This is a genomic window from Rickettsiella endosymbiont of Miltochrista miniata (genome assembly GCF_964031245.1).
GTDB lineage: Bacteria > Pseudomonadota > Gammaproteobacteria > Diplorickettsiales > Diplorickettsiaceae > Aquirickettsiella.
Genome location: NZ_OZ035017.1, coordinates 958,585 through 971,494, shown reverse-complemented (window position 1 = coordinate 971,494; position 12,910 = coordinate 958,585). Strand labels below are relative to the sequence as shown.

The 12,910-nt window shown below is 42.3% G+C and carries 14 protein-coding genes; 12 read left to right on the top strand and 2 right to left on the bottom strand.

Annotated features, from left to right (window positions below; genetic code table 11):
• The first annotated feature begins 199 nt into the window (after positions 1-199).
• Positions 200-1,300: a D-alanine--D-alanine ligase family protein gene (locus tag AAHH40_RS04440; protein ID WP_342219486.1), complete on the top strand. Its 1,101-nt coding sequence runs from the start codon at positions 200-202 to the stop codon at positions 1,298-1,300.
• Here AAHH40_RS04440 and AAHH40_RS04435 read toward each other — a convergent pair.
• Complete coding sequence (locus AAHH40_RS04435; protein WP_342219485.1) at positions 1,297-2,037, bottom strand: hypothetical protein; 741 nt, start codon at positions 2,035-2,037, stop codon at positions 1,297-1,299. The two genes, AAHH40_RS04440 and AAHH40_RS04435, sit on opposite strands and share 4 nt — an antisense overlap.
• A gap of 104 nt (positions 2,038-2,141) precedes the next feature.
• A complete protein-coding gene (locus AAHH40_RS04430) occupies positions 2,142-2,816 on the bottom strand; it encodes a hypothetical protein (protein WP_342219484.1) in 675 nt (224 codons plus the stop codon).
• A gap of 308 nt (positions 2,817-3,124) precedes the next feature.
• Here AAHH40_RS04430 and AAHH40_RS04425 point away from each other — a divergent pair, with 308 nt between their 5' ends.
• The 11 genes from AAHH40_RS04425 to nuoK all read left to right on the top strand — a co-directional run bounded on the left by AAHH40_RS04425 (position 3,125) and on the right by nuoK (position 12,904).
• Positions 3,125-3,481 (top strand): NADH-quinone oxidoreductase subunit A, encoded by a 357-nt coding sequence (locus AAHH40_RS04425; RefSeq protein WP_342219483.1) that lies wholly within the window; start codon positions 3,125-3,127, stop codon positions 3,479-3,481.
• Positions 3,472-3,954, top strand: coding sequence for a NuoB/complex I 20 kDa subunit family protein (locus AAHH40_RS04420; protein WP_422395876.1), 483 nt, complete (start codon positions 3,472-3,474; stop codon positions 3,952-3,954). Before AAHH40_RS04425 ends, AAHH40_RS04420 begins: the two co-directional genes overlap by 10 nt.
• A gap of 3 nt (positions 3,955-3,957) precedes the next feature.
• Positions 3,958-4,653, top strand: coding sequence for an NADH-quinone oxidoreductase subunit C (locus tag AAHH40_RS04415; RefSeq protein ID WP_342219482.1), 696 nt, complete (start codon positions 3,958-3,960; stop codon positions 4,651-4,653).
• Positions 4,654-4,657: 4 nt separating this feature from the next.
• Entirely contained in the window at positions 4,658-5,911 is a 1,254-nt protein-coding gene (locus tag AAHH40_RS04410) for an NADH-quinone oxidoreductase subunit D (RefSeq protein ID WP_342219481.1), read from the top strand.
• A complete protein-coding gene (gene nuoE, locus AAHH40_RS04405; protein WP_342219480.1) occupies positions 5,908-6,417 on the top strand; it encodes an NAD(P)H-dependent oxidoreductase subunit E in 510 nt (169 codons plus the stop codon). Before AAHH40_RS04410 ends, nuoE begins: the two co-directional genes overlap by 4 nt.
• Positions 6,407-7,687, top strand: coding sequence for an NADH-quinone oxidoreductase subunit NuoF (gene nuoF / locus AAHH40_RS04400; RefSeq protein WP_342219479.1), 1,281 nt, complete (start codon positions 6,407-6,409; stop codon positions 7,685-7,687). The genes nuoE and nuoF overlap by 11 nt, the downstream gene beginning before the upstream one ends.
• 206 nt (positions 7,688-7,893) lie before the next feature.
• A complete protein-coding gene (nuoG, locus tag AAHH40_RS04395; protein ID WP_342219478.1) occupies positions 7,894-10,302 on the top strand; it encodes an NADH-quinone oxidoreductase subunit NuoG in 2,409 nt (802 codons plus the stop codon).
• Complete coding sequence (gene nuoH / locus AAHH40_RS04390; protein ID WP_342219477.1) at positions 10,292-11,320, top strand: NADH-quinone oxidoreductase subunit NuoH; 1,029 nt, start codon at positions 10,292-10,294, stop codon at positions 11,318-11,320. The genes nuoG and nuoH overlap by 11 nt, the downstream gene beginning before the upstream one ends.
• Positions 11,317-11,814, top strand: a complete 498-nt coding sequence (gene nuoI / locus AAHH40_RS04385) for an NADH-quinone oxidoreductase subunit NuoI (protein ID WP_339049501.1) — start codon at positions 11,317-11,319, stop codon at positions 11,812-11,814. The genes nuoH and nuoI overlap by 4 nt, the downstream gene beginning before the upstream one ends.
• A 188-nt stretch (positions 11,815-12,002) precedes the next feature.
• Positions 12,003-12,602 (top strand): NADH-quinone oxidoreductase subunit J, encoded by a 600-nt coding sequence (locus tag AAHH40_RS04380; RefSeq protein WP_342219476.1) that lies wholly within the window; start codon positions 12,003-12,005, stop codon positions 12,600-12,602.
• Entirely contained in the window at positions 12,599-12,904 is a 306-nt protein-coding gene (gene nuoK, locus AAHH40_RS04375; RefSeq protein WP_342219475.1) for an NADH-quinone oxidoreductase subunit NuoK, read from the top strand. The genes AAHH40_RS04380 and nuoK overlap by 4 nt, the downstream gene beginning before the upstream one ends.
• Positions 12,905-12,910: the final 6 nt, after the last annotated feature.

The following is a 12,910-nucleotide window of genomic DNA, read 5'->3' as shown; positions in this document are numbered from 1 at the left end:
AATTAACTCCCTATTATCTCATTATTTCTGACATAGTAGCATAATTAAGTATCCTCCTACGAATTAAACTATCTAAATATATGACCTTCTTTGTAATTTTAAACTAAAACTATTGGGATAGGGGTTATCGTTCGCGGATGGCTTTAATTAAGGTTTGTTAGGTTCTATAATGAATTTTTATTATCGTGTATGAGCTTTTATGTCATTAAAAGAAAATTCAAAGATTAAAGTGGCGGTTCTGTATGGTGGTCGATCGGCTGAGCACGAAGTTTCACTGTTATCCGCGGCTTCAGTGATTAAAAATTTAGATAAAAATAAGTTTACAGTTATTCCTATCGGTATCGATAAACAAGGACGTTGTTTTATCAATGAGATCCAAGACTTATATTTAAATGACGCGATAGTGTTAAAAACTAAACATGCAGAGTGCGTGAATAGTTTAGCAGAACTAAGTCACCACAAAAAAAATCATGCCGATGTCGCTTTTCCAGTATTACATGGAACGTTTGGTGAAGATGGCACGATACAAGGTTGTTTAGAAATATTAAATTTGGCTTATGTGGGTGCGGATGTATTGGGTTCGGCCATCGGTATGGACAAAGATGTGACTAAACGCTTAGCCAGTGCAGCGGAGATTCCGGTCGTGCCTTTTTTAAGTTTTAATTCGGGTCTCTGGGCGACCAAAAAACAGCAACTGATACAAAACATTGAGCAAAAAATATCGTATCCGCTGTTTGTTAAACCGGCAAATGCGGGTTCAAGTTTGGGTATTACTAAAGTAAAAAAATCAGATGAACTAGCCGATGCTATCGAACTCGCTTTCACTTATAGTACTAAGGTATTGCTTGAGCAAGCATTGGAAATCCGTGAAATAGAAATGGCGGTATTAGAAAATCTACAATGGGGTGCTGAGCCGTTAGTGAGTAGAGTGGGTGAGATTATACCTAGCCATGAATTTTATTCTTATGAAGCCAAATATTTGGATCCTAAAGGCGCAGAATTGATTATTCCGGCCATACTGCAAGAAGGCCAATTGCAACAATTAAAAGATCTAGCGATTAAAATATTTAAATGTTTAGATTGTTCAGGGATGGCTAGGATAGACTTTTTTATCGAAAAACAATCGCAAAAAATCTATTTTAACGAGCTGAATACTATTCCTGGATTTACGCAGATTAGTATGTATCCAAAATTATGGGAAGCATCCGGTCTTTCCTATCAACAACTATTGACGCAGTTAATTGAATTAGCCTTGGCACGTCATCAGCGTCTCTCCTTGCTGAAACGTTCATTAAATTAATTATAAGATTCCAATCTTATTTGCTGAAAAAATTGTGGTATTTGTTGTTGCAGCAGCGCATCGATAATTAAGGCCCGCGGCTGATACGTCCAAGGTCGGCGCGGATAGATTCTATCGTTAACCCAATGCAAGGACCAATCACTGGTGGTGTTAACACAAGCCGCCGCAAAATTTCTTAAATGGAATTTTTCCTCAATCTCTAAACAACCCGCTAAAAAAATATCGACGTAAGATTCGACGATAGGGTAACGAGCGGAGGGTGGAGCGAGTAATTCAGGCTTTAGTTGATAGATCCAAAATTGTCCTTGCGGTAGCTTTTTTCCGGTTAATAAGTGAATATCGCGCGGTGCAACCAAAACTCGACAGTAATATTTTTCTCGTGCGTCATAATTTTTGAATAAGTGAGCAGTGGGCAAATTAAAAATTGTGCCATTAAAATGCGCATGCTTACTTTTAATGACGCCTAAATAAGTGGTGCTAAATCCATCCGATAAACCTTTAGAGAACCATCCACGTTGATAGTGTTCAACCCAAACGGGTTTGTTTTCACCGCTGTGATTATCAGTGGCTTTTTTGGAATTGCTTTCCATCAATGAGCCATAGGCAATAATATACTGTTGGCTATGCGAATTGACACGAGGATGACACATACTATCGTCAATAGCCAATGCTGATTGGGTTAGAAAAGTTAAAAAAATAAAGATAAAACTTCGGCTAACGATCCAGGGCTGCATCATGTCAATAGCTCATAGGTTAATAGGTGACAACGAAGCTTAAGTCTATTTTAAGCGATCTGAGTTTGTAAAGCGTGGACATGATAGTTTTTTTTCGTTTGGAAGAACTATTTAGTAAAAGAAATTAAATGATTGTCTTCATTAGGCTCGATGGAAGCGTCATAGAAATCTTCATTGATAGGAGAGAGTCGGCGTTCAATATGATTTAAACGATTGTTATCTATATTAGCGCTAAGCACATCATTTTGTGGGATTTTTTTAGCCGAAAATAGACAGGGATCAGACGTAGGGCTAGAAACTTTCTGTAATGGGCTATTTAGACTCTGCGTCTTAAACTTTTCTGAGTATAACTTTTTTGTAAATTCTGAACAGTGTGTTTTTAGTTTGTTCCAATCAATTTCTTGCTGATAACCACTCATTTGGTTAAACAACGTAAAAATATTAACTGAAAATAATAGTAAAGAAACGATAAAAATTAAAGTAATACTGACGGCAGTAACGGGAAAGATTGCTAACGCAATAAACGACATAGTCAAACTAGCAAATAAGCACAACAGTAAAAAGACACGAATACGTTCACTGGCTAAAAAAGCGTTATTACATTCTTTGAGATAATTATTCAGCGCATGTGCTATTTCTATAGAGTCTGGCGGGGTATCTGAGTTTCCAGCAATTGGATGAAGAAGGATAGTTAAAGCTTCTTTGACCAAATCGATATCGCATTCTAGTAGGTAGGGTTGGTCAGAGAGTGATATCCACTGATAATCCATTGCAGGGTACATTTTATTTTCCTTAAAATTTTTCAACCTTAATCTTTTGTCATCCTAACATTTATTAAATTAGAGCTCAATCACAAACAACGACAGGAAATTTTTCTAAATTAAATTCATTTTTATCGAAATAAGTTTGTCACTGCGAGCGCAAAGAGTATTGATCGTCATTGCGAGCGCGTAGCGCGCGGCAATCGACTGGATGGCCATGCCTCATTACATTCGCTCGCCATGACGGTGATCTTTCTGTATTAAGTATAGAATTTTGACCGATGAAGGTTGTATACTAGCAACAAAATTGCTCAGGGTAACGAAAAACCATGTTACAGAATTATTTTCCCATACTGATCTTTATTGCCTTTGGCTTATTTATTGGTGTGGCGGCCTTATCAATTGGGCGCTTAACGGGCTTGCGGCGTCCGGATCCGGCGAAGTTATCTTCCTATGAATGTGGTTTTCCAGGCATTAGCGACGCGCGATTGCCTTTTGATATCCGTTATTATCTTGTAGCTATTTTATTCATTATCTTTGATTTAGAGACTGCTTTTTTATTTCCATGGGCGGTTTCCTTAAGACGCATAGGTTTGTCTGGTTTAATAGCGATGGGTATCTTCCTGGGTCTATTATTGATAGGTTTTATATATGAGTGGAAAAAAGGGGCCTTACAATGGGAATAGAACCATTATTACAACAACAAGGTTTTGTCACCACGTCCTTAGATAAGCTGCTGGGTTGGGCTCGCAGTGGATCATTATGGCCGATGTCCTTTGGTTTGGCGTGCTGTGCGGTAGAAATGATGCATTCGGCCGCAGCACGTTATGACCTGGATCGATTTGGTGTGGTATTTCGTCCCAGCCCGCGGCAGTCCGATGTCATGATCGTTGCTGGGACTTTGTGCAATAAAATGGCTCCAGCTTTACGTAAGGTTTATGATCAAATGGCGGAACCGCGCTGGGTGATATCGATGGGATCGTGCGCGAATGGTGGAGGTTACTACCATTATTCCTATTCAGTAGTACGCGGTTGCGATAGAATTGTGCCAGTGGATGTGTATGTGCCGGGTTGTCCGCCCACCGCAGAGGCATTAGTGTATGGCGTTATACAATTACAAAATAAAATAAAAAAAACACACTTTATTGAGCGTACTTAAACTATGTCAGACGCTGTTCTGCAACTTCAAAAAATTAACCAACGTTTTGACGCGGTTATTCAAGAAATAATCGTTGCGCGTGGCGAAATCAGTTTGGAAATTTCTGCTGAAAAATTACTTGAGGTTTGTTTGGCGCTGCGTGACGAAGCAGATTTTAAATTCGAATTATTAGTGGATGTCTGTGTCGTGGACTATTCTGACTATGGTATCAGTGAATGGACCACCGAGCGTTCAACGTTAACCGGTTTTGAGCGCGGCGTGGACGTCACTGGTGATCTACACCCGGTGGCTTGGACTAAGCCACGCTTTGCCGTGGTCTATCATCTATTATCACTTCAGCATAATCAGCGTTTACGTTTGCGTGTGTTTGCCCATGGTGAACCCCCACAAGTGCCGTCGATCATTAAATTATGGCCGGCGGCTAATTGGTACGAGCGAGAAGCGTTCGATCTGTATGGTGTGTTTTTTAATGGACATCCCGATTTGCGGCGTTTGCTAACCGACTATGGTTTTGTCGGCCATCCTTTTCGTAAAGATTTTCCATTAACCGGACATGTCGAGGTACGTTATGATGCGACCCAAGGCCGGGTTATTTACCAGCCGGTCACGGTGACGCCACGTACCTTAGTGCCAAAAACCATTCGTAAAACAACGACTGAAGATACCTTAACCTGTTTTCACGAAAACCAGAACGAGTAAACACATGCCTGAAATACGTAATTACACGTTAAACTTTGGTCCGCAGCATCCTGCCGCGCACGGTGTGTTGCGTTTAATTTTAGAATTAGACGGTGAGGTCATTCAATCGGCAGATGCGCATATTGGTTTATTACATCGTGCGACCGAAAAGCTAGCCGAATCAAAACCTTATAACCAAAGTATTGGTTACATGGATCGCTTGGACTATGTGTCCATGATGTGTAATGAACATGCCTATGTTTTAGCGATAGAAAAATTATTAGGTGTGACGCCTCCGAAACGTGCCCAATATATTCGAGTCATGTTTGACGAGATTACGCGCATCTTGAATCATTTATTGTGGTTAGGTGCACATGCCTTGGACATCGGTGCGATGACGGTTTTTTTATATTGCTTTCGGGAACGTGAAGATTTAATCGACTGTTATGAAGCCGTGTCAGGTTCGCGTATGCACGCAACCTATTATCGACCGGGAGGCGTGTATCGTGACTTGCCGGATAAAATGCCGCAATACAAACCTTCACAATGGCATAATGAAAAAGAAACACGTGAGATGAATGCCAATCGCGAAGGCAGTTTATTAGACTTTATTGAAAGTTTTATTACTCGATTTCCCAAGCTGATTGATGATTACGAAACCTTACTCACCGATAATCGCATTTGGAAACAACGAACTGTCGGTATTGGTGTATTATCGGCGGAACGCGCTTTACAATTAGGCTGCACGGGTCCAATTTTACGCGCCTCGGGCGTCGCTTGGGATCTGCGCAAAAAACAACCGTATGAAGTGTATGACGAGTTAGATTTTGATATACCGATAGGTAGCAAAGGCGATTGTTATGATCGTTATCTAGTGCGAATCGAAGAAATGCGTCAATCGAACGCTTTAATTCAGCAATGTGTGCGTTGGTTACGCGCGAATCCCGGCCCAGTCACACTGACTGAACATAAAGTGGTGCCGCCGACGCGTTTGCAGATGAAAGAGGATATGGAATCCTTGATCCATCATTTTAAGCTTTTTAGCGAAGGTTATTGCGTGCCACCGGGTGAAGCCTATGCCGCGATAGAGCATCCTAAAGGGGAATTTGGAATTTATATGGTATCGGATGGCGCTAACAAACCTTATCGGGTTAAAATACGCGCAGCGGGGTTTCCGCATTTGGCAGCTTTAAATGAATTAGTTTCTGGACACATGATTGCCGATTTAGTCGCTATACTATCCAGTCTTGATATCGTATTTGGTGAAATCGATCGATGAAGCGTGTGACGAATAACAAAAGCGACCTATTGCCTGAAGCATTAAAAATCGCTATTGAGAAATGGGCCAAGAAATATCCGCCGGATCGCAGACAATCGGCGGTGTTACCGGCGTTGACTCTCGCGCAGGATTATAATGGTGGTTATTTATCTCAAGATTTAATCGATGCTGTGGCTGATTATCTAGAGATGTCACGCGTGACCGCTTATGAAGTCGCCACGTTTTATACGCTTTATGAACTCAAGCCGATAGGTCGGCATAAGATTGGGGTTTGTACCAATGTTTCTTGCATGCTGAGCGGATGTGACAAAATTGTTAAGCATTTGCAAAATCGTTTGCACATTACTCTGGGCGAAACCACTGCTGACGAAAAATTTACCTTACGCGAAGTCGAGTGCTTAGGTGCGTGTGCAAACGCCCCGGTAGTACACATCGGACAACGTTATTATGAAGATTTAACACCCGAAAAATTAGATAAAATCTTGGATAACTTAGATGGCGAATGATATTTGTTTCCGAACCCTGCAGTTTGATGAGCCATGGAGTCTCGAGAATTATCGGCGCGTGGGTGGTTATCAAGTCTGGGAAAAAATCTTAAAAGAAAAAACGCCTGCAGAACAAATTATTGCTGAACTAAAACTTTCTGGTTTACGGGGTCGTGGTGGGGCAGGGTTTCCGACGGGTTTAAAGTGGAGCTTCATTACGCGCGGCGCTCCGGGTCAAAAATATATCGTGTGTAACTCCGATGAAGGAGAACCGGGAACCTGCAAAGATCGCGATATTTTACGTTTTAATCCGCATCAACTCATTGAAGGGATGGCGATAGCTGCTTATGTGATGGGTGCTAGCGTGGGTTATAATTATATACGCGGTGAATATTATGAACCTTTTGAACGTTGTGAAACCGCGATAGCAGAGGCGTATGCGGCCGGTTTATTGGGCGCTAATATTTTAGATTCCGGATTTGATTTCCAACTGTATAACCATTTAGGCGCCGGTGCTTATATTTGTGGTGAAGAAACCGCTTTAATGGAATCTTTAGAGGGAAAGAAAGGTTTTCCGCGTTTTAAACCCCCTTTCCCAGCGAATTATGGTTTATACGGCCGTCCGACAACGATAAACAATACTGAAACCTTAGCTTCGGTTCCGGTGATATTACAAAAGGGCGGGCAATGGTTTTTAGAATTAGGTAAACCTAACAACGGCGGCTGTAAATTATTTAGTGTCACTGGCCATGTTAATAAGCCCGGTAATTTTGAGGTGCCTTTAGGCATTTCATTTAAAGAATTATTAGCACTTGCGGGTGGTATGAAAGACGGGAGAAGCTTAAAAGCAGTGATTCCAGGCGGATCGTCTATGCCGGTGTTAACGGCTGAAGCCATGTGGAATGTAACCATGGACTATGATTCGATTGCCAAAGCAGGTTCAATGTTAGGTTCTGGCGCAGTGATCATTATGGACGAAACTACTTGCATGGTGAAAATTTTAACGCGTATTGCGCATTTTTATAAAGAAGAATCCTGTGGTCAATGTACTCCCTGTCGCGAAGGAACCGGCTGGATGTGGCGTGTGTTACACCGTATTGAACACGGCCTAGGACGAATGAGTGATTTGGATTTGTTAGATAGTGTGGCAGGCAAGATTATAGGGCATACCATTTGTGCCTTAGGTGATGCGGCGGCGATGCCGGTGCAAAGTTTTATTAAGCATTTTCGGAATGATTTTATTGAGCATATTGAACATAAACGTTGCCCTGTTGGTGATTTGCATGATTAGTCACTCCAAATGCTCGTCATTGAGAGCGCGTAGAATCTTGATCGTCATTGCGAGCACCGTAGGTGCGCGGCAATCCAGATGGCCACGCTCACTTTGTGAACTCGCCATGACGGATCGTTGGTTTTTTTGTCATTGCGAGCGCGAAGAATTTAGATCGTCATTGCGAGCGCGGAGCGCGCGGCAATCCAAGATGGCCACGCTCCGCCATGACAGCTTCAGTGAGAAATGAAACGATGATAGACATTGAAATAGACGGTCGTACCTTACACGTCGAGCCAAATACCACTATTATAGAAGCGGCCGATAAAGCGGGTATTTATATTCCACGTTTTTGCTATCATAAAAAGCTTTCCATCGTTGCCAACTGTCGCATGTGTTTAGTCGAAGTTGAAAAATCAGGAAAACCGTTACCGGCTTGCGCGACGCCAGTAACAGCGGGTATGAAAGTTTATACGACATCAGCAAAAACCAAAGAAGCGCAACGTTCAGTGATGGAATTCTTACTCATTAACCATCCTTTAGATTGTCCCATCTGTGATCAAGGCGGCGAATGCGAATTACAAGATCTTTCCTTAGGTTATGGTTCTTCGCTGTCACGGTTTACTGAAGGTAAACGTTCCGTCAAAGATGATAATTTGGGATCTTTAATTTCAACTGAAATGACACGCTGCATACAATGTACCCGTTGCGTGCGTTTTGGTCAGGAAATTGCTGGAATTAAAGAATTAGGCACACTGAATCGTGGCGAAGATTTACAAATCAGCACCTATATCGAACATAGTTTGGAATCAGAATTATCAGGAAATATTATAGACCTTTGCCCTGTCGGTGCGCTCACGTCGAAACCCTTTCGCTTTACTGCACGTGCTTGGGAATTACAACAATCCGCTAGCATAGCGCCGCATGATTGTTTGGGCTCTAATATTTATTTACATACACGTCGCGAACAAGTGATGCGGGCAGTGCCACGTGAGAATGAAGCGATCAATGAGACTTGGCTATCGGATCGGGATCGATATAGTTATCTCGGCATTCATAGTAAAGAACGCTTAACAAAACCGCACATTAAAGAAAATGGACAATGGTTTATTGTCGATTGGGAAACCGCGCTAGCAAAAGTGGTGACTGAATTTAAAAAAATTCTGCAAACACACGGTTCTCAAGCTATCGGAGGTTTGGCTTCGCCTTCCTGTACGACAGAAGAATTTTATTTTTTCCAAAAATTATTGCGTAGTTTGGGGTCGCCGCATATTGATCATCGTTTGCATCAAACCGATGTATCGGATCAAATGCACTCAGCGCTGTGCCCGCTGGGGATCACGTTGTCTGAATTCGAAAAGGCCAATTTTGTGTGGTTGGTAGGTTCGAATATTCGACGTGAACAACCGATAGCGGCGCATCGCTTGCGCAAAGCGAATTTAACAGGCACAAAAATTGCGAGTCTGCATTGTGTGGATGTCAGTGTTCCTTTTGCATTGCATGAAAACTGGCGCGTGAGTCCGGATACATTCGTACCCACTTTATTGAGCATTGCTAGAGCGGTGGCGGATGATGAAAAATCACTGGCGGCGTTTGCTGCGATCCCAGCCAGTCCCATACAAAGTGATTTGGCTGAACAATTAAAAGCGTCCGAAAATACGCTGATCGTATTGGGCGCCTTGGCACATAACCATCCACAAGCAAGTTTAATTCGATTATTAACGCAGTTTATTGCTCAGCAGGCCGGCGCACGTTGTGTGACTTTAAGCGAAGGTGCGAATAGCGCGGGCGCTAGCTTAGCCGGCGCTATACCCCATCGTTTGCCGTGCGGTGTTTCCGTTGCTGAACCTGGTTTATCCGCTGCTGAGATGCTCAATGCGGATTTACGCGCGTTTATGCTATTAAATATCGAGCCCACTTTAGATTGCGCTAATCCGCAACAGGTTAGCAAGGCGTTAAAGCAAGCCGATTTTGTATTAGCTTTATCACCGTTTAAAGCGAAATCGTTGTTAGATCATGCGCATGTTATTTTACCGATGGCAACATTTGCTGAGATTGAAGGTAGCTTTATCAATATGGCGGGTTGTTGGCAAAGCTTTTCAGCAGCGATACCGCCGTTAGTGCAGTCGCGTTCAGGATGGGAAATCCTTCAGACATTAGGCAATAGTTTGGAATTAGCTGATTTTAACCGATCCGATCATGCCTTTATTCGTGAAGAGCTGGAGCCAACATTACTAGAATATCTTGGACTCGCTCAGCTTGCCGCTAAGCTCGATACACAAAACCTAAACATCGACTTTAATGTGATGCAAACTTCGCAACAGGACAAAAACAAAATAACACGCGTCAGTGAGTGGCCTATTTATAGTGTCGATAGTTTAGTGCGTCGATCGTTAGCGTTACAAGCTTCAGCAACGAATGATCCGGTTTCTGTTGCCATGAATCCCACATTAGCCAATGAATTAAATTTTACTTCTGGTCAATTAATTCGTATCGAACAAGGCGTAGGCCAGGTTTTATTACCGCTGTCGATACAAGCAGGTATTCCTGATCAGTGTGTTTACATTGCCGCCGGTTGTGAAGAAACTGCCGCTTTAGGCGAATCATTTGGCGAGGTTAAACTCTATGCTGAATGATTTAGTATTATTAATTTGGATCTTGATCAAGATAGTTGTCATTACCATCCCTTTATTGCTAACGGTTGCGTACTTAACCTTTATTGAACGTAAAGGTATCGGTTATATGCAAACGCGGATAGGACCGAATCGGGTGGGGCCCTTAGGCTTTCTACAGCCCATAGCCGATGTGATTAAGTTGATTACCAAAGAAATCATTGTTCCCACCGCGTCGAATCGTTATTTATTTATTTTAGCCCCGGTTATTACCATCGCCCCGGCGTTAGCCGCTTGGGCAGTTATTCCGTTTAGCGAAGGTTTGGCATTAACGCAAATTAATGCCGGTGTACTTTATTTATTTGCGATTACTTCGTTGGGTGTATATGGCATTTTAATAGCAGGTTGGGCGACTAACTCTAAATATGCTTTGCTGGGCTCGCTAAGAGCAGCGGCGCAGACCATTTCTTATGAAATTGCCATGGGCTTTTCGTTTGTCGGTGTTTTATTAGCAGCGGGCAGTATGAATCTGCATGATATTGTGCTTCGCCAACAAGGCGGCATTTGGCATTGGTATTGGTTACCATTACTACCATTATTTGTTTGCTATTGGATTTCGGGAATCGCTGAAACCAACCGCGCTCCTTTTGATTTAGCGGAAGGTGAATCCGAAATTGTAGCGGGTTTTCATGTCGAATATTCAGGCGTTAGTTTTGCTTTATTCTTTCTCGCTGAATATATGAATATGATTTTGATTTCAGCCATTGCCAGCTTATTGTTTTTAGGGGGTTGGTTATCACCTTTTCAAGGTATTGCGGGGTTAGATCAGGCATTCGTATGGGTTCCCGGTATCATTTGGTTTTTTATAAAAATGATTAGTTTTTTGGGGCTTTTTATTTGGTCGCGAGCAACTTTTCCCCGTTATCGCTACGATCAATTAATGCGTTTGGGTTGGAAGGTGTTAATTCCGGTTACTTTACTTTGGATATCGGTGGTGGCGGTCGCTGTACAATTTAAATGGGGTCCTTGGTTTAACGTATGAACTTGTTAAGAAAAATCGTACAGCTCATCAAAACCTTCACACTTTGGGAACTTTTTAAGGGACTGGGTGTGACCGGCCGACATTTTTTTAAGAAAAAAGTCACGATCCAATTTCCCGAAGAGGAAACGCCACGTTCAGTCCGGTTTCGCGGTTTACATGCATTACGTCGTTACCCTAATGGTGAGGAACGCTGCATTGCCTGTAAATTATGTGAAGCGGTGTGTCCGGCGTTGGCAATTACGATTGAAGCAGAGCCACGTGATGATGGTTCCAGACGCACGACCTTATATGAAATCGATTTATTTAAATGCATTTATTGTGGATTTTGCGAAGAATCATGCCCGGTAGATGCCATCGTCGAAACCAATATTCCACATTATCATTTTGAAAATCGTGGCGAAGAAATTATGACTAAGGAAAAGTTGCTGGCAATTGGTGACAAATATGAAAAACAGATAGCGGAAGAAAGGAAAGAAGATGCCCCTTATCGTTGATTTTCGTCATTGGATGGCTACGCTCATTCCATTCGCTCGCCATGACGTTGGTTTTCGTCATTGCGAGCGCGTAGCGCGCGGCAATCTAAGATGGCCACGCTCACTTCGTGAGCTCGTCATGAGGGATGGTTGGTTTTCGTCATTGCGAGCGCGCAGCGCGCGGCAATCTAAATTTTAAGTATTTATTTATGATATTTCCGATTCAACAAGGTGCTTTCTTCTTATTCGCTGCAATGTTAATTGGCGCGGCGTTAATGACGATAATTTCGCGTAATCCGGTTCGTTGCGCGTTGTTTTTAGTGCTGGCTTTTTTTGCTGCTGCCGCTTTATGGATATTATTAGAAGCAGAATTTTTAGGTTTAATCTTGGTTTTAGTGTACGTCGGCGCGGTCATGACGCTATTTTTATTCGTCATTATGACTCTGAATATTGCTAGTGCAGAAAAGCAACCTATCCACGTGCGTTATCTATTTTTTGCGGTTATCAGTGTGCTGATCTTATTGGCATTATTGATCTACGCGGTATTTCCGCTTTCGGGTACTCCCGGCCTGCTGCCATTGTCTCAAGATGCGAGTAATACACAAGCCTTAGGAGATGTACTGTATACGCAGTATGCCTATCCCTTTGAAATTACCGGTGTTTTATTACTGGTGGGTATTATTGCGACCATCGCCTTGAGTTTTCGTGAAAAGCGTTTGAATAAAGCGATTGCGCCTGAATTACAATTAAAAGTGAAGCCTTCGGATCGATTACGAATTATAAAAATGCCAGCCGAGAGAAAAAAATGATTCCGTTAAATTATTACTTAATACTCGCCGCTATCGTATTCAGCTTGGGTTTACTCGGATTGATAATCAATCGGAAAAATATCATTATTTTACTGATGTGCGTCGAGCTACTATTATTAGCCGTGAATATGAATTTTGTCGCATTCTCACATTTTTTTGCGGATTTATCCGGCCAAGTGTTTGTGTTTTTTGTGTTGGCTGTGGCCGCTGTTGAAGCGGCCATCGGCTTAGCGATATTGATTGTTTTATTCCGCACCCGACATAGCATACAAGTCGATGCCTTAAATCGTTTGAAGGGGTAGTTGGTA